The sequence below is a fragment of the Acholeplasma laidlawii genome, from assembly GCF_015709225.1.
GTDB lineage: Bacteria > Bacillota_I > Bacilli_A > Acholeplasmatales > Acholeplasmataceae > Acholeplasma > Acholeplasma laidlawii_A.
Map to the genome: position 1 here is coordinate 34,197 of NZ_JADNRS010000024.1, position 17,651 is coordinate 51,847.

A 17,651-nucleotide genomic window follows, 5' to 3' on the forward strand; every position below is an offset into this window, starting at 1 on the left:
GAATCATTGAATGTCATATTTAGTTAAATCCCATAAAATAAGAGTGTTATGACATTCATAACACTCTCATGTATAGTGATTGTTTAATATTATCTAATCAATGCTTGCGCAAATACATCAGATACATTTTCAACAGGAATAATTGTTAATTTATCTCTAACTTCCTTTGGAATATCATCGACATCTTTAACATTTTGTTTTGGAATTAAAATTGTAGTTAAACCACTTCTTAAAGCAGCAATTGCCTTTTCTTTTAGTCCACCAATTGGTAATACGTAACCGCGTAATGTAATTTCACCGGTCATACCAAGGTCTTTTCTAACATAGAGTTTACTTGCAGCTGACATAATCGCAGTTGCCATCGTAATACCTGCTGAAGGACCATCTTTAGGGATAGCACCTTCTGGTACGTGGACGTGGAAGTCGTTGTTTTCAAATATGGTTGGATCTAAATTAAATTCTAGTGCATGCGATTTTACATATGAAAGTGCTGTAATTGCTGATTCTTTCATGACATCACCTAGTTTACCTGTTAATACAAGTTGTCCCTTACCTTTATAGTAAGTAACTTCAACCGGAAGCGTGTCTCCACCAAATGCAGTGTATGCCAGACCAGTAACAACACCAATTTGTTGTTTTTCATCTACTAAATTATGTACGAACTTAGGTTTTCCAATATATGATTCCACATTATTTAAAGTGATATTAATTTTAGCTGCTTTTTTCATGAGAATTTCTTTAATAGCTTTACGTACTAAAGAACCAATATAACGGTTTAATTCACGAACACCAGCTTCTCTTGTGTAATGTCTTACAATAAAGTAAAGTGTTTCTTCATCAATTGTAAATTTATCACTATCTAAGCCATGTGCTGATAATTGTTTGTTAACTAAGTGTTTTTGAGCAATTTGAATTTTTTCATACTCAGTATAGCTGGATAGTTCTACAATTTCCATACGGTCTCTTAAAGGTGCAGGCACATTTTCAAGATAGTTTGCTGTTGTAATGAATAATACTTGAGATAAGTCATAATTTTCTTCTAAGTAGTGATCACTAAATTTAGCATTTTGTTCTGGGTCTAAAACTTCAAGCATTGCAGATGCAGGGTCCCCTCTATAATCGGATGCCATTTTATCAATTTCATCTAATAAGAAGACAGGATTTACTGTACCAGCATCCTTCATACCCTTAAGGATACGACCAGGCATAGCGCCGACATAAGTTCTTCTATGACCACGGATTTCTGATTCATCTTTAACACCACCAAGTGATTGCTTAACAAACTTACGACCCAATGCCTCTGCAATAGATGTTGCAAGTGATGTTTTACCAACCCCTGGAGGACCTGCTAAACATAAAATAGTCTGTGGATTTCTACCAGTCATCATTTTAACTGCTAAATATTCAATAATACGTTCTTTAACATTTTCTAGTCCATAATGATTCTTATCTAAGTTATCTTGAACCTTTTGTAAATCATTTAAATCTGTTGATGATTCATTCCAAGGTAATGCAACTAGAAAATCTAGATAAGTCTTAATGATTTGAGATTCAGCCATTGCTGAAGGTGTTGATTGATAACGAGATAACTCTTGTAGCGCTTTTTCTTCAATATGAATCGGCATTTTAGCCTTCTTAATATCTTCTCTTAATTTATCAATTTCATCTTCTTTTTTAGCCTTATCACCCAATTCATTTTGAATTGCGCGCATTTTTTCTCTTAGATAATATTCTTTTTGATTTTCATCAATTGCCTTTTTAACATCTTCATTAATACGTTGTTCTAAATCAGCAATCATTTTTAGGCGGTTAATATCTTCTAAAATTAATTTCAGTCTTGAGTTTACATTTAATTCAGCTAGATACTTATATTTTTCAGTGTCTTGAGTTCTTAAATTATATGCTAAAATGTCCGCCATTTTATCTGATGATAGACCAGATTGAATTTGTGATGTAACCACTTGAGCATTATTAAATAACTGATTTGCATTTACAACAGCTTCATCAGTAATTAATTTAAGTAATGTAGTTTCTTCTTCTATTTCCCCTACTTTTGATTCTAATTCTTCATAGTCTGCTACAAAGTAAGGATCTGTTAAGAAATACTCATTGACTTTAATTCTAGACATTAAATTAAACTTAATTTTATAGTTGTTATTAGGTAATTTAATCTTCATAGCAATCTTAGCTAAGACACCATGAGTTTCAATATCTGCAACTGTTGGGTTTTCTATTAATGGATTTTTTTGAACTAATATAAGTACGTAAGATGAAAAACTCTTTTCAGACTCTTCAATCGCTTTAAGGGATACTTTACGGCCAACTTCAATTCTAAAATCATTATTAGGAATCGGTACGATACCACGTACAACAATCGCGGGTAAACTTGTCTGTAATTCCATATCTTTGATCCCCTTTCTGGGTTATATTCTTATTATATATTATATTATAAAATTGTCAATTAGCAATCATATTGCATGAGTGCCAATAGTTATCCCATCTTTTATCATAATTATAGTTATAAGAAAGCCTCTGAAGCTTCAGAGGCCACTTTAAAATTTATTTTTGTACTGCGTTTTCTACTAAGAATGTTACTGCTTTTTCAAATGCGATATCATTCATTACTAATTCATCTGAGATATACTTTTTAATTTCATTAACTTCCATTTTGTAATGGTTCGCTAATTCTTCATAACGTAAGTTTAATTCTTCAGGTGTAGCAGTGAAGTTTTCTTTCTTAGCAATCGCTTCGATTACTAAGGATTGAAGTACACGTTTTTCAGCTTGTTCTTTAGCTTGTTGTTCGAATAATTCTTTAGTTAATCCTGACAATTGGATGAATGTATCCATATCTAATTGATATTGTTTAGCTTGAGCTTCAACATTTTTCTTGAAATTTTCAATTTCTGAATCAAACATAGATTGTGGTACTTCAACTTTAGCTAATTTAACTACTTCAGTAATTACTGCATCAGTTAATTCTCTTTTAGATTGTTCTTGTTTAGATGCTTCTAAATCTGCTTTGATTGATGCTTTTAATTGATCAACAGTTGAGATACCTTCACGGTTAAGTGATACAACCCATTCATCATTTAATTCAGCTAATTTTTTAGATTTAATTTCGTGTAATACAACTTTAAATACTGCTGGTTTACCTGCTAGGTTTTCAGCTTGGTATTGTTCTGGGAAAGTAACATTTACATCACGAGACTCACCAGCTTTTAAGCCTAACATACCTTCTTCAAAACCAGGAATGAATTGACCACTACCGATTTCTAAACTGAAGTTTTCAGCTTTTCCACCTTCAAATGCAACACCATCTTGGAATCCTTCGAAATCAAAGATTGCTGTATCGCCATTTTCTAGTGCACCATCTTTAGGTTCTAAAATAGCATTTTGAGCTAATAGGCTGTTGATGTTTTCATCAACTTCTTTTTCTGTTACTTCTGTATCTACTTTAGCAACTTCAACACCTTTGTAGTTTTCAATTTCAACTTCAGGTTTGATTGCAACTTCAAAACTCACTTCAAATTCTTCAGTTCTTGAGATTTTATCGAAATCTAGATCAATGTTCATTGGATCAGAAACAATTGTAAAGTCTTTAACTAGTGTTGCATCATTATATTTATGACCAATTGCATGGTTTAATGCTTCTGCATATAATGCTGTTTCACCAAATTTTTGTTCGTAAACTTTTTGAGTTACTTTACCTTTTCTAAATCCTTTAATTTCTACATCATCTTTAATGTGTGCAAAAGCATGTTCTAATGCATGTTCAAATTCTGCAGGTGTTACTGTAAAAGTAAATTTTACATGATTCTTTTTTATATGTTCAAATTTCATAGTTTCCTCCTAAATTATATCAACTTTAATATTATAACATTATAAATCTTTTTTTCATGAAAATACATAAGGAATGATAATTATTCTTCTATTTTACGTATATCTTCTAAAGATAATGTGAAATCAAAGATATTTATATTTTCAAATTGTCTTAATTTATTGTGACTCTTTGGTATGACAATGACACCTTTTTGTACTTGGTATCTAAGTAGAACTTGTGCCCAAGTCTTACCATATTGGTTACCAATTGTTGTTAATATATCCTTATTTGGCACAGGATCTAGTGGACCCCAGGCTACTGGAACAATCTCATGTGCCTTACAATATGAAACCAGTTCATGTTGCCAGTTTGCAGGATTAGATTCTATTTGATTCATCATAGGTTTAACGTTTGCATGTTTCATGATGTAATCGAGTTGTTCCTTACTAAAATTGGACACACCAATTGCTTTAAAGTGTCCTTTTAAGTAATGACTTTCAAGTGCTTTCCAAACCCTTAAATTTATTTCATGAGTGGATGGATGATGAATTAAATAGATATCTACATAACCTCCAAATATATCAATGGAAGATTGTATCATTTTTTCGATTTTTGCATCATCTTCAAGTGTTAACTCTTTAGTAGGTATTTTAGATGTGACTATGACATCAGTTCTATTTAAATGAGCATCTTTAATCGATTTGGCAATCACTGTTTCATTTCTATAAACAATTGCTGTATCTATGAGGCTGTAGCCATTTTCATATGCCCAAATTAGTTCTTTAGTGTCATAATCAAGTACACCATAAAAATCATGATTGACTTTACCAAACGTGTTTGCACCCATACCTATAACTGGTACTTTAAATCCGTTGTTAAGTGTTAAATATTGCATAGGTTACCTCTTGATTTTAATAACTTCTTGATAAGCTTGTTTCAAGCCTTCACCAATTTTATCAATAGATCTATCTTGAACAATTTTATAACCTTTTTCAATCATTTCTGATTGATCTTCATGTAAAACTTTTTCAATCAATTTACTAAATTCAAAGTTATTATGTCCTTTTAGTACATGCTCTTTATGGAATAACCAGTCATAATAGACAGGAATATCACGTAAAACAACTGGTGTTTTACTTGCTAAACCTTCTAAGACAACAATTCCTTCTGTTTCTTCATAACTTGGGAAGAATACACAATCTGCACCACTAAATGCACCCTTAATGACTGCACCATCAACATAGCCCGGCATAATCATATTTTTAGGTTTATTTTTTATGCGTTTTCTAATAAAGTGAGTGGTTGCAAGTTTAGATAAATTACCAAACCAAATGAAAGTAACATTTGGCATAGTACGAGCAACTTCTATAAAATCGTGTATACCCTTTCTTTCAAATAATAGACCAACACCTATCACTACTTTTGAGTTAGGCTTTAGATTAAAGTGTTTTCTAAATGCATCTACATTTTCTTGTTTATACTTATAAGCTTCTAAATCAATGCCGTTTGATAATGCAACAACAGGAGATTTAACTACATGCATCGATTCAATTAAAAACTTAGAATATCTCGTTGGTGTAATAATCAAATCTGCAATACCATAAATGTTTTGTAGATGTTTATAGAAAAATGGTGCCATGATACGCCAAAATGCAAAACTTCTTCTAAAGTCTTGCACTGTTGAGTGTCCATGAACAATTACTGGGTATTTTTTTCTGAATTTTTTAATCTTATTGGAGTGTGCAATATTCACATGCACCAAGTCGTAAGTGTCTTTAGGGTCTGTAGTATATTCAATACCTGCAGCTTCTAGTGCACGCTTTTGATGATAAAATGCTCTACCAATGCCAGATTTTTTTAACATACTTTGTTTTTGTGAGTACAATAGTACTTTCATAATAAAAATACCTCTTTTCTATTTCTAATTGTCTAAGTTTTGTTTTGCAAAGATAACTGCTCCGTATATACCTGAGTTGACATGACTATCTGCATAATATACTTTGAAGTTTTCTTTTGTTTTATCTGCAAATAAGTTTTTTAATATGAGAGATTCTAAATAAGCTTTTGGAAATTGTTCACTCATTATCACGCCACCACCTAAAATAATGGTGGATATATCTAATATCGTCATTTGGGTTGTAATATAAAATGCCAATAAATGAAGATAGTCTTGAATGACTTGATGATTAAATTGATCTATGAACATGGTTTCAAATGGTGAATCCTTAAAATGCTTATCATGGATTGCTTTTAAATTAAACCCTGAAACTTCAGATTCTAAATCACTTTGTTTTTGGTTATACATGATACCTCTTAAATACATTGGTACGTGCCCGATTTCACCAGCTGCACCAAAATCTCCTTGATACATCATATTTTTAATACGAATTGCACTACCAAAACCAGTTCCTAAATAAAAGCCCATCACTGATTTATTAGGTTCAATATTAAAATGTTTTGCATCATATAGCATTAATATATTGACATCATTACCAATAAATATTGGGATATTTAATTCTTTTTCTAAACTTAATAAATAGTCACCTTCAAAAGCTCTTAAGTTAGGTATATTTAAAACTTGTCTTGTATGAAGGTCAACGATACCAGGAAATCCAATACCAATTGCTTCAATGCTATAGCTGTCTTTGTATTTTAAAACATATGAGCGAATAAGTCCACCTAAATCTTTTCCAACTTTAGTAGATTGGTGCTTTTCTTCATGGTGAATAACAAAATCATCATCGACTAAACCGATTCTAATATTTGTACCGCCACAGTCAATTCCGATAAAATAATTTTTCATATTATTTACTTCCTTTTGATAATATAAACACCTGGTTTGTTAATTAAAATCTCATTATCTAGTGTTTTTACATTCTTAGATCCAAATATTAGTTTACCATTTAATGGTATTTTTATTTCATCAAAATCATTTTTAATGTAGTGATCTAGTGTATACGTATTAGATTTTAATGAATAAAGTACATAATCACTATGAATTTTGGCATGAACATCTTTATTATAATCTGAATGACGATATACTTTGTATGATTTTCTTATCTTTAAGATTTGTCTTAATTTCTTAATGCTTGAAAAATCTTCCCATTTCACCATATTAATACTATCTGGTGATTTATAAGAGTTTTCAACACCATCCTTAGAGCGATACATTTCTTGACCAGCATGGTAGAAAGGTATACCTTGTGAGATTGCGATGATATGATTTGCTAGATCTTGATATATATGTTTAATTTTCTTATCTTTATAGTTAAAGTGCAAAGTATCGAAAAGTGTCATATTATCATGACATTCAACATAGTTTACTGATTTATTAGGCGTATTAAATATATGAGGTGAACCCTTTAATGCTTTTACTACATCTTCTAATTTTTCTTTAGACCCAGTTGCATAACCAAGTTCTTTTGTGTGTAGCGCACCCTTAAATAGATTTCTATAAAAATCATTAAAGTGTCCAATAGCAGGCATTAATGCTTGGTTGTTCATGTTACTACGTTTTGACTTAGGTAGTGCATTGTCCATATTCCAACCTTCACCATAAAGCATGATGTTTGGATTTAACTTTCTAAGCTCTACATCTATTTGATTCATAGTATCTACATCCATTAAGCCCATTAAATCAAATCTAAATCCATCTACTTTATAGTTTTTAACAAAATGAACAAGTGAATCAATTATTAAACGTCTAACCATGTAATTGGTTGTTTCAACGTCATTTTCTAAAAATGCAGAGTGTGTTTGTTTAAAGTGTTTATCGTGTCTATAAAAATAACCTGGAACAAAATAATCATAAGGGAATAATGCACGTTCATAAACGTGATTATAAACAACGTCCATATTCACACCTAAGCCAATTTCATGGGCTTTATCAACTATTTTTCTAAATTCGTTGATTCTACTATATGGATCACTTGGATTTTTAGATAACCACCCTTCTAATGCAAAATATTGCATTGGGTTATATCCCCAGTTATAAAGTGCATCTTTATTCACATCATCTACGCCATAAAAATCATAAACTGGTAATACTTGAAAATGTGTAACACCTAAGTTTTTTATGTATTCTAGAACGGATGATTTTAATGTTTCACTATATTCTGTCACACCTAAGAAAGTACCTTTATTTGGTACATCAAGATCAATGGTTAAATCTCTTATCATACCTTCATAAATGACTGCATCTGTATATTTTTTTAAGGTAACGTGATCATGAACTTGTGGTTCTAATTTATCAACATCAATAATAACAGAGGCATCTAGATTGCTTGCTATAGTGTATGGATCATTTGCTAATTGGAATGTATCCACTAGTCTTACATTATAAGCGTAGGTTTTTCCTTCAAGATCACCTTGAACTCGAACATGGTATGCACCACCTTCTAAGTATGTCATTTCATACGTAGCACCATCTACCATACAATACATTTCTTTAGCAACTGGACTATAAACATAAAAGTCAGTGTGTGTCCTGGTATAAACTGCGCCAAGCGGACCATCATATCTATATTTTTTATCAAACGATTTATGTAGTGTCACTAATCCAATGTGTAATGGATATCTATGATGATTGATATAAACATGGTCAACTTCATGTAATTTCAAATCGATATTCGATTTAAAATATTGATTTTCACCTTCATTTTTATACCAAGTGATTTCATAACCCTGGATATGAATGTCATAAATATAGTCAGTAGATTCTAATCTAATTAATTGTAAATCATCAATAAAAGCTTTAATCATTATAATATTTCCTACACTTTCATGTTTTTTAGTTTATTATGATAAAATAAGTATAATATATACGAGGTGAACTATGAAACCAACCATTAAAGATGTAGCTAAGAAATCGAATGTCAGTATCTCCACAGTATCACGTGTTATCAATAAGCGTGGTTACGTACATGAAGATACACGTTTGCTTATTGAACAGTCTATTAAAGACTTAGGTTTTGTGCCTAACCAACTAGCTAGAAGTTTAACCAATCGTTCTTCTAAAATCATTGCGGTCATTGTACCGCATATCGGGCCATACTTTTATGGTGAATTATTAGAATCGATTGAGAGTCAAGCTCAGGCAAATGGTTATAAAATTATGTTCTTCAACGTTCAAGACGACCCTGAACGTGAATTAGAATATATTAGATTCTTTGAACAATATAATATTGAAGGTATTATTGTAGCATCTAATTTCCAAAACATGTCTAAACTAGATGAAATCAAGGTACCGATTATTACAATTGATCACATTTTAGATGAAAACATCCCTTCTATTACTGCAGACTCTGTGACTGCAGGTGAGTTAGCTGCTAAGAAACTTATTAAAGGCGGTTCTAAGCATTTAGCTGTCTTTAGAGGTCCAAGTTTTTTAATGACAACGATTGAGCGAACATTAGGTTTTAATAAGATTTTAAAAGAACATAATTTACACGCTGATGTCTTCGACTTTGACCTAGTTAATCCGGATGCTAAACTTATCGAACAAGTTTTAAGTGCTAATCCTCATATTGATGGTATCTTTGCATACTCAGATACAATGGCACTTGTCATATCTTCTATTTTACAACGGTTAGGTCGCAAAGTGCCTGAAGATGTCCAAATTATTGGTTATGATAATACACCTTTTGTAGAGTGGATTCATCCACCCCTAACAACCATTTCTCAACCAATCAATTTATTAGGTAAACAAGCGTTTATCAATCTAACAAGGTTAATTCGTGGTGATGAGTTATCCACACTTCATGAAGTCATGAATGTTGAATTAGTAGAACGTAAATCAACAAGATGAGAATCCTAAAATAGGATTCTCATTTTTTATATTTAAAGATAATACTCGTTAACCCTGAAAGTTGTACCTTGATATGATATGGTTGACCATTTCTTGGTTCTTTATAGGTCTTTAGTGGTAAGCCGTTATATAAGTTTGTACCATTATAAATATCTTTGTCGGAATTTAATATTTCCTCATAAGTTCCTTCATAAGGTACACCAACTTCATAGCTTTGATAATAGTTTGGAGTCAGGTTATGAACCATAACAAGCACTTCGTTATCCGAGTATCTTGCGTAAGCGAAGACAGATGTGTCTTTATGATCCACAATTAACCATTTAAATCCTGATGGGTCATGATCTTTTTTATAAAGTGCATCGTGGTGTCTATAAACATGTGCTAAATCTCTAAAATACCTATTAAAAGCGTCATGTATAGGAAACTTTAACAATTCCCAGTCAAGTTCCTTTTTAAAATCCCATTCTGCAATTTGAGCAAATTCTTGTCCCATAAATAGTAATTTTTTACCAGGATGCGTCATATAGAATGTAATCAGATTTCTATAATGAGCAAACTTTTGTTCGTAACTTCCCGGCATTTTACTGACTAAGGAACCTTTTAGGTGTACGACTTCATCATGGCTAAAAGGTAAAATAAATTGTTCGTTAAATGCATATACTAAGCCAAAAGTTAATTTATCATGGTGATGTTTTCGGTAAATTGGATCAAGTTTAAAATAAGATAAGACATCATTCATAAAGCCCATATTCCATTTATAATTGAAACCAATACCTCCAGCAAAGGTTGGTTTGGTAACTAGTGGAAAGGCTGTTGAGTCTTCTGCAGATAGAATAAAGGTTTCATCCTTACTAAATATGTGTGCTGATATTTCTTTTAAAAATGAAATAGCTTCTTCATTTATACCATTTGACTGATCACCTAGATAATAAAACAAGTGAGATACTGCATCAATTCTAAATCCGTCAACATGGAAATAATCCATCCAAAAAGTTAAGGCAGACATCATAAAACTTCTAGTAATACCTTTGTTGAAGTCTAGATTTGCTGTACCCCAAGTAATATTTTCCCTTTTAAAGGCATCCTCATATTCATAAAGGTAAGTCCCATCAAATTTAAATAAACCAAAGTCATCTTTATTAATATGACCTAGAACCCAGTCCATGATTACACCAATGCCATGTTGATGACATTGATCTATTAAGTACATTAAATCTTTTGGTGACCCAAATCTAGAGGTTGCTGCAAAAAAACCTGTACCTTGATAACCCCATGAGTCATCCAGTGGATGCTCATAGACTGGCATGAGTTCAATATGCGTAAAACCATTGTATTTTACATGCTCAATTAACTCTTTGACGACTTCATTATATGGTCTAAATTGACCGTTATTTCTTTGCCATGAACCCAGATGGACTTCATAGATAAGTATTGGTTGATCATAGACCTTTTTCTTATTTTTAAACCAATCATGATCTTTCCAATAATATGCTTCTATATCGTAAACTTTAGATGCATTTGATGGTCTTACTTCAGAAAAGTATCCAAATGGGTCTGACTTATGTACAACCTTGCCATCTTTCTGATGGACCTCATATTTGTAGGTTGCCCATTCAAGATCTTTTGATATCGTAATGGACCAAAATCCTTGCGGATGAATTTTAGTTAGAACATGTTTCCAGCCTTCAAAATTATTAAAATCAGCAATAAGTCTAACTTCTTTTGCGTTGGGTGCATAAACAGTAAATGTGGTAGATATGATGTTTCCATCATCATCCTTATTCAGGTGTGCGCCTAAAAACTGATGTGCTAAATAGTTCTTGCCCAATAAATATAAATTTGCATGAGATTCTGTAAATGCCAATTTTATGTACCTCCCCAATGATTATCCTTTAATACTATTTTACACTAAATATGCTACAAAAATGGCCTTATCATTAAAATAAGGCTCATTTTCTTTATAAATTTATTATTTTTTTATTTCTTCTAGCTGCCAAATGTCTTGATTGTATTGTGCTATTGTACGATCAGAAGTAAAGAAGCCAGCATTTGCAATATTCATGATAACCATGTGCCACCATTGTTTTTGATCTTTATATAATTGATTTGCTCTTTCTTGTGCTTTTACATAACTATCAAAATCTTTTAATACCAAGAAGTAGTCAGATGTTAATAAATTTTGCATTATAAAGTCAAAGTGGGTTGGATTAATTGTTAATGCTCTTATAAAATCAAATATAGATTGTAATCTTGGATCTTCATCATAAATTTGTCTAGGTTTGTATCCATTATTTTTATAGATGCTATTTACTTCATCAGAAGATAAACCAAAGATGATGTTATTTTCCATACCAGCTTCTTTAACGATTTCTACGTTAGCACCGTCCATAGTACCTATTGTTACAGCACCATTTAACATGAACTTCATATTACCTGTTCCACTTGCTTCTTTAGATGCAGTAGAAATTTGCTCAGATAAATCTGCAGCCGGGAATAAGTATTCAGCATAGGTTACATTGTAGTTTTCTACGAAGACAACTTTAAGTAATTTGTTTGTATCTGTATCATTATTTATGACATGGCTTGTTTTGTTGATCAATTCAATAATACCTTTAGCCATCACATATGAAGGTGCTGCTTTAGCACCAAAGATAAAGTTTTGAGGATGGAAGTTCTTTTTGAATTCCATATCTGTTTTTAATCTTTGATATGTGTAAATGATATTTAAGATATTTAGTAATTGACGTTTGTATTCGTGAAGACGTTTAATTTGAATGTCAAAAATAGCATTTTCATCAAGAAGGATACCTGTATCTTTTTTAATCTTCTGAACGAGTGCACGCTTCTTAGATAATTTCATGTCTTTAATCATTTTTTGGACTTTTAGATCATCTTTATATTTTTCTAATCCCTTGATTAAACTTAAGTCTTTATGCCATGCATTGCTGCCTAATAAATTATCAAGTATGTCAGTCAATTCATGGTTAATATGTAATAACCATCTACGGTGGGTAATACCGTTAGTTTTATTGTTAAATTTGGATGGATATAATTTGTAGAAGTCATTGAGTTCAATGTTCTTTAAGATATCAGTATGTAATGCAGCAACACCGTTCACTGAAAACGATCCATAGATACAAATATTAGCCATGCGTACGTTGTTAGCACCAATTAGTTGCATCTGATATACTTTTTCTTGTGGTACTTTAGCTTCTTCTAAAACAATCTTGAATCTACGATTCATTTCTTGAACAATTTCAAATGTTCTAGGTAATAAGTTTCTAAAGATCTTAATATTCCATTTTTCTAAAGCTTCAGATAAAATCGTATGGTTTGTATATGCTACTGATTGCGTAACAATATCCCATGACTCATCATAACCTAAGTTTTCTTCATCCATCAAGATGCGCATTAATTCAGGAATAATTAATGTTGGGTGGGTGTCATTTACTTGGAATACATAATATTTATGTAAGTCTCTAATATCACGACCTAAGCGTTTATGTTCTAAAATAACTGATTTAATACCTGCCGCAGAGAATAGGTATTGTTGTTGTAATCTTAATGTTTTACCCGCTTCAGTAGAGTCATCTGGGTATAATGATTCTGTGATTGTAGAAACCATTTTTAGATATTTTTCATCATGATATGGATGCAATTCACTCTTTTCAGCTGACCATAATCTAAGGTGTGTAATCACACCATTTCCAGCACCTACAACCTTAACATCATAAGGTACAGCTTTAATCCATACAGGATCAATTAATTTTGTATCTTTAACATAACCAAAATATGGAATATGGATAGCTTCTTCGTCTTTTCTTTCTTCCCAATAAAAAGGTTTATCTAACCATGGGTCCGGATATTCTCTTTGTTTGTCGTTTTCAAATCTTTGAACGAAAAATCCTTTTTTGTATCTTAATGAGTTACCATAAAAAGGTAGTGATAATGATGCTGCTGAATCAAGGAAACAAGCCGCTAAACGACCTAATCCTCCATTACCAAGTCCTGCATCAGTTTCTGCAAGTTCTATTTCATTTAAATCATATCCAAAATCATCAAATGCCGCTTTTACAACATCCGCATAACCTGAATTCATCAGGTTAGATGTGATTAAACGACCCATTAAGAACTCCATTGAAAAATAAATAGTTTTCTTTAAGTTGTTTTTCTCTACATATTCAGTAGTTGCTTCGTAATCAGTCTCTAGTTGTTTATCAAGTAATGAAGCTAATGCTGCATACTTTTCATATAATGTTGCTGTTTCTATTCTTTTATTGAATAGATTCTTTAGCGTGAGTATATATGCGCCCTTAAAAATCTCTTTGTTAATAAATACGTTGTCCATTTTAAGTTCCTTTCTGATAAGTAATTATACATGCATATTTTATCACACAAATATGATAAAAAAGATGTGCAACCGTTTACATTATAATATCTGCAACCAGTTTCACATCATCTTTCATGATTAAGCTTTATTTAATTTTTTCTTAATATTTGGTATGATTCTATTTCCATAGAGTTCAATTGTTTTTAATACATCTTCATGAGGCATTAATGAACCTGGTGTTTGCAGTAAAAATCTATTGACACCCAAACCTTCAAAGACTTCTAAAATACGTTTTTCAATATCATCTACATGACCTACAAAAAGTGGTCCCTCTAATACTTTACTCAAGTATTCTTTTTTATGACCTACACTCCAACCACGCTCTTCACCCAATTTAGTGAAGGTTGCATGGTGCGGTAAGAAATAACGTTCAACAAGATCATTTGGATCTTTATCTGTGATAAGACCATGAATTGCAATGCCAATTTCCATGTCATCAGGATTATGCCCTGCCTCATGATAAAAATGTTTGTAGAGATCCACTAATGGTTTAAATCTAAGTGGAGAACCACCTAGAACAGCAATAATCATTGGTAACCCCAATTTAGCAGCACGTACAATACTTGATTGTGTACCACCTACAGCAATACTTACCTTTAACTTTTCTTGGATACTTCTAGGATATATACCAACATTATCTAGTTTTGGGGTGTGTTTTCCACCCTTCCAAGTAAGACGTTCACTTTTTCTAATTTCAAGTAACATGTCCAGTTTTTCTGTAAATAGTGTTTGATAGTCATCTAGATCATAACCAAATAGTGGGAAGGATTCAATAAATGAACCTCTACCAGCCATAATTTCAGCTCGCCCATTACTTAATACGTCAAGCGTTGCAAAATCCTCATAAATTCGAACTGGGTCTGAACTTGATAAAACAGTCACAGCACTACCCAAATGAATGCGGTTTGTAAGTTTTGCTGCTGCAGCCAATATGATTTGGGGACTTGATGCAGCATAGTCTGATCTATGATGCTCACCAATACCATAATAATCAAGACCTACCTTATCAGCTAAAACAATTTCTTCAATTGCACGGTCTAAGCGTTCTTTGTGAGATACTTTCCCACTTTTTTCATCGATGCCACTTTCTAAAAAAGTGATCATACCTAATGTATATGGTTTCATTTTATTGCCTCATTAATTTAACTTTCGGATGATTATCTAGTTTTGATGCCATTGTTGGAGGTAAAATCATAGGTATGTCTAATACACCCTGATTTACTTTATCTAAAAATAAAAGATCGCTTTCGTTAAAGTTAAGTAACGTTTTTAATTTAAGCGGCATTAAATCCAAATTAATTTGTTGCTTCATATCACTGATTGCTATGTAAAAAAGCACCATTTTTTTGATAAAAGGGTATTGTTGAGGCATAATTTTGTTGGATGCAATTACATGATCAAGTACACTGATAAATGGTTTCCCTTCAAGTATTTCAACAAAAAACTTAGCATAGTTTTCAAGTGTTGATAGCGCATATATATGTAAATCCTCAAATTGATTATCTTTTCTTGCAAAGTACTCAGTGTTTAATACGTGTACACGGTTTAAATAATTAAAGTTTAATTTATATTCTTGCTTCGTTGTATTATCAATGATCGCATAACTGTCAATCCTGCCTGTTAATTGTGTGTGCTTAACATCTAAACTAAAGTTTTTTTGTTGTAATATTTTTGGTAGTTCGCGGTTTACTATATTTCTTAATTCATTTACTTTTTTAATATCTAAATTTGTATCTAAATCAAAATTGAGTTCATTTGTTACAAACCCTAAATCAATTATTAAAAACTGTAGTGCAGAAGCACCATTTAATTTATAATACTCAAAAACATCATAAGCATCAAATGCTTGTAAGATGTCACCTAATCTTTTTAATCTATCCATTTCATATCTTCCTCGTCTATATTTTTGCAATTACTGCGATATCATCATTTTTAGGGTTATTTACTAAGGTTGAAACTCTTTCATAATACATATGTTCAGCATCAAAAGGCTTAATTAATTTTTCTAGTGTCTTTATATCTTTAATTTGATTATTTAGCCAAATTTGTTCTTCTTCTTTAGTTAAGATAACTGGCATCCTATCATGGATAGCATGCATGAGATCATTACTTTCAGTTGTAATAATCGCAACAGTATGTATCTTTTCACTCGTTTTAGTTTCTACCGTTTGCCAGATTGCTGCCATAGCAAACAGTCCATTATCGGTCATAAATCTATACGGGTTTTTATCTTTTTTATCTCTATTCCATTCAAAAAAACTATCTGCTAAAATGGTGCAGCGTCTTTTTAGAACACTTTCTTTAAAGATTGGTTTTTCAAATACTGTTTCACCCTTGATATTAATAATTTCTAAAGGTTTATCTGTTGATGAAAACTTCGGTCTAAAGCCCCATTTTAACTGACCAACTCGATGTCTTTTACCATCATGTAAAATACTAATCACTTCATTAGATGGACTAATATTATATCTTGGTAGCTTGAAGTTAGGACTATCTAAAATATCATATCTACTCTTTAGTAAGGCTTCTAGTTGATCTTTTGACACAGTTAGTGTAAAACGTCCACACATGAGTATCACCCTCTTTACATCTATTGTAACATAGCAAATAAAAAATCCTCTAGTTAGAGGATTTCTTCTTTGTATAATCTTGTTTTCTAATGGATCCATCGCGTTTATGGATGACAATGGATGTGTCATTATTCTCAGCTAAAGTCTCTGCATATGCAATAGCCTCTGCTTGAGTCTTAAAGTACTTAATTGTTTTTTGTGAACCTTGTTTTCTAACACGCCACTGATTTTTAAACTCAGATTTTTCATCTTTATTTTGTGATACATGATATTTTACAACTTTATCCGTGTCCGTTGCAGATTTTTCTTCTTTTTTAGCAGGTGCTTCTTTAGGAGCAGATGCCTTTTTAGGTGCAGCTTTATCGTGAGTTTTAACAACCGGTTTTTCTTCAACTAGAGGTTTTTCATCTTCTTTTGGTGTTTCCTCTACTTTGATTGCTGGCTTATCAGGTTCTACTTTAAGTCCACTTTTAGAGACAGCTTTGACCTCAGTATAAGGTGGTGTCTTTTTCTTCTTTGGTTTGAGTAGTAAAAACAGTATTAAAATAACAACTAATGCACCTAGTCCAATGATTAGCCACTCTTCTAGTGCCCAAAGGCTATCTTTAAATAAATCAGTAAAATACATATTGAAATTCCCCCTACATATTATTATAATTCTACTTTCATTTTACTACGAAACATCAATAAATTGAAATGATACGTTAAAAAAACAGTTAATTTACCTATTTTATGATAACTAATTCAATATTTTAGTCATTTAAACCTAATTTGTTACAACCACTTGACTATAAATAAAGTAAATAAGATAAAGGTGTAAGAAAAATGATAGCCAATTAATCACTATAAAATACCAATGTTTTGTTTTATGTCTTACAACATATAATCCCATGAGTCCACCAATTGAACCCATAAATACAGATAGTAATAACAGGTGTTTTTCCTTGATACGCCACTGACCTTTTTTTGCACGTTCTTTATCTATCAAATAGGCTATATAGGTTATGAGTGAAATAAATATCCACACTACAATATACACATATATAAATACAGGGTTCATAT

Annotated in this window: 14 protein-coding genes; 1 reads left to right on the forward strand and 13 read right to left on the reverse strand. The window is 31.6% G+C overall.

Features of this window, described 5'->3' with window-relative positions; all coding sequences use genetic code 11:
• Nucleotides 1-89 precede the first annotated feature (89 nt).
• The 6 genes from lon to IY230_RS02035 form a co-directional block, all read right to left on the reverse strand.
• Nucleotides 90-2,402: an endopeptidase La gene (gene lon, locus IY230_RS02010; protein ID WP_196369672.1), complete on the reverse strand. Its 2,313-nt coding sequence runs from the start codon at nucleotides 2,400-2,402 to the stop codon at nucleotides 90-92.
• Nucleotides 2,403-2,559: 157 nt separating this feature from the next.
• On the reverse strand, nucleotides 2,560-3,843 hold the full coding sequence (gene tig, locus IY230_RS02015) for a trigger factor (RefSeq protein WP_196369673.1): 1,284 nt from the start codon (nucleotides 3,841-3,843) through the stop codon (nucleotides 2,560-2,562).
• Between the two features lie 80 nt (nucleotides 3,844-3,923).
• Nucleotides 3,924-4,718 carry an aldo/keto reductase family protein gene (locus tag IY230_RS02020; RefSeq protein WP_196369674.1) on the reverse strand — a complete coding sequence of 265 codons (795 nt, stop codon included), beginning with the start codon at nucleotides 4,716-4,718 and terminating at the stop codon, nucleotides 3,924-3,926.
• 3 nt (nucleotides 4,719-4,721) lie between these two features.
• Nucleotides 4,722-5,720: a processive diacylglycerol alpha-glucosyltransferase gene (gene dgs / locus IY230_RS02025; protein WP_196369675.1), complete on the reverse strand. Its 999-nt coding sequence runs from the start codon at nucleotides 5,718-5,720 to the stop codon at nucleotides 4,722-4,724.
• A 24-nt stretch (nucleotides 5,721-5,744) separates the two neighbouring features.
• Nucleotides 5,745-6,626 (reverse strand): allose kinase, encoded by an 882-nt coding sequence (gene alsK, locus IY230_RS02030; protein WP_196369676.1) that lies wholly within the window; start codon nucleotides 6,624-6,626, stop codon nucleotides 5,745-5,747.
• A gap of 5 nt (nucleotides 6,627-6,631) precedes the next feature.
• Complete coding sequence (locus IY230_RS02035; RefSeq protein ID WP_196369677.1) at nucleotides 6,632-8,584, reverse strand: alpha-amylase family glycosyl hydrolase; 1,953 nt, start codon at nucleotides 8,582-8,584, stop codon at nucleotides 6,632-6,634.
• Between the two features lie 73 nt (nucleotides 8,585-8,657).
• Between IY230_RS02035 and IY230_RS02040 the strand changes: the two genes are divergently transcribed.
• Nucleotides 8,658-9,629, forward strand: a complete 972-nt coding sequence (locus tag IY230_RS02040) for a LacI family DNA-binding transcriptional regulator (protein ID WP_196369678.1) — start codon at nucleotides 8,658-8,660, stop codon at nucleotides 9,627-9,629.
• 19 nt (nucleotides 9,630-9,648) lie between these two features.
• On the opposite strand, the gene glgB is transcribed toward IY230_RS02040, so the two are convergent.
• The 7 genes from glgB to IY230_RS02075 form a co-directional block, all read right to left on the reverse strand.
• Complete coding sequence (gene glgB, locus IY230_RS02045; protein WP_230852576.1) at nucleotides 9,649-11,493, reverse strand: 1,4-alpha-glucan branching protein GlgB; 1,845 nt, start codon at nucleotides 11,491-11,493, stop codon at nucleotides 9,649-9,651.
• A 105-nt stretch (nucleotides 11,494-11,598) separates the two neighbouring features.
• On the reverse strand, nucleotides 11,599-13,977 hold the full coding sequence (locus IY230_RS02050) for a glycogen/starch/alpha-glucan phosphorylase (RefSeq protein WP_196369680.1): 2,379 nt from the start codon (nucleotides 13,975-13,977) through the stop codon (nucleotides 11,599-11,601).
• 120 nt (nucleotides 13,978-14,097) lie between these two features.
• Nucleotides 14,098-15,144, reverse strand: a complete 1,047-nt coding sequence (locus IY230_RS02055; RefSeq protein ID WP_196369681.1) for an LLM class flavin-dependent oxidoreductase — start codon at nucleotides 15,142-15,144, stop codon at nucleotides 14,098-14,100.
• Between the two features lies 1 nt (nucleotide 15,145).
• A complete protein-coding gene (locus tag IY230_RS02060) occupies nucleotides 15,146-15,901 on the reverse strand; it encodes a hypothetical protein (RefSeq protein WP_196369682.1) in 756 nt (251 codons plus the stop codon).
• A 16-nt stretch (nucleotides 15,902-15,917) separates the two neighbouring features.
• Nucleotides 15,918-16,589 carry an SOS response-associated peptidase gene (locus tag IY230_RS02065; RefSeq protein WP_196369683.1) on the reverse strand — a complete coding sequence of 224 codons (672 nt, stop codon included), beginning with the start codon at nucleotides 16,587-16,589 and terminating at the stop codon, nucleotides 15,918-15,920.
• Between the two features lie 49 nt (nucleotides 16,590-16,638).
• On the reverse strand, nucleotides 16,639-17,217 hold the full coding sequence (locus IY230_RS02070) for a DUF2188 domain-containing protein (protein ID WP_196369684.1): 579 nt from the start codon (nucleotides 17,215-17,217) through the stop codon (nucleotides 16,639-16,641).
• Nucleotides 17,218-17,355: 138 nt separating this feature from the next.
• On the reverse strand, nucleotides 17,356-17,649 hold the full coding sequence (locus tag IY230_RS02075) for a DUF1294 domain-containing protein (protein ID WP_230852577.1): 294 nt from the start codon (nucleotides 17,647-17,649) through the stop codon (nucleotides 17,356-17,358).
• Nucleotides 17,650-17,651 lie beyond the last annotated feature (2 nt).

Coding starts and splice junctions, on each gene's coding strand:
- lon (WP_196369672.1), bottom strand. CDS start 2,402: ATGGAATTACAGACAAGTTTACCCGCGATTGTTGTACGTGGTATCGTA.
- tig (WP_196369673.1), bottom strand. CDS start 3,843: ATGAAATTTGAACATATAAAAAAGAATCATGTAAAATTTACTTTTACA.
- IY230_RS02020 (WP_196369674.1), bottom strand. CDS start 4,718: ATGCAATATTTAACACTTAACAACGGATTTAAAGTACCAGTTATAGGT.
- dgs (WP_196369675.1), bottom strand. CDS start 5,720: ATGAAAGTACTATTGTACTCACAAAAACAAAGTATGTTAAAAAAATCT.
- alsK (WP_196369676.1), bottom strand. CDS start 6,626: ATGAAAAATTATTTTATCGGAATTGACTGTGGCGGTACAAATATTAGA.
- IY230_RS02035 (WP_196369677.1), bottom strand. CDS start 8,584: ATGATTAAAGCTTTTATTGATGATTTACAATTAATTAGATTAGAATCT.
- IY230_RS02040 (WP_196369678.1), top strand. CDS start 8,658: ATGAAACCAACCATTAAAGATGTAGCTAAGAAATCGAATGTCAGTATC.
- IY230_RS02050 (WP_196369680.1), bottom strand. CDS start 13,977: ATGGACAACGTATTTATTAACAAAGAGATTTTTAAGGGCGCATATATA.
- IY230_RS02055 (WP_196369681.1), bottom strand. CDS start 15,144: ATGAAACCATATACATTAGGTATGATCACTTTTTTAGAAAGTGGCATC.
- IY230_RS02060 (WP_196369682.1), bottom strand. CDS start 15,901: ATGGATAGATTAAAAAGATTAGGTGACATCTTACAAGCATTTGATGCT.
- IY230_RS02065 (WP_196369683.1), bottom strand. CDS start 16,589: ATGTGTGGACGTTTTACACTAACTGTGTCAAAAGATCAACTAGAAGCC.
- IY230_RS02070 (WP_196369684.1), bottom strand. CDS start 17,217: ATGTATTTTACTGATTTATTTAAAGATAGCCTTTGGGCACTAGAAGAG.
- IY230_RS02075 (WP_230852577.1), bottom strand. CDS start 17,649: ATGAACCCTGTATTTATATATGTGTATATTGTAGTGTGGATATTTATT.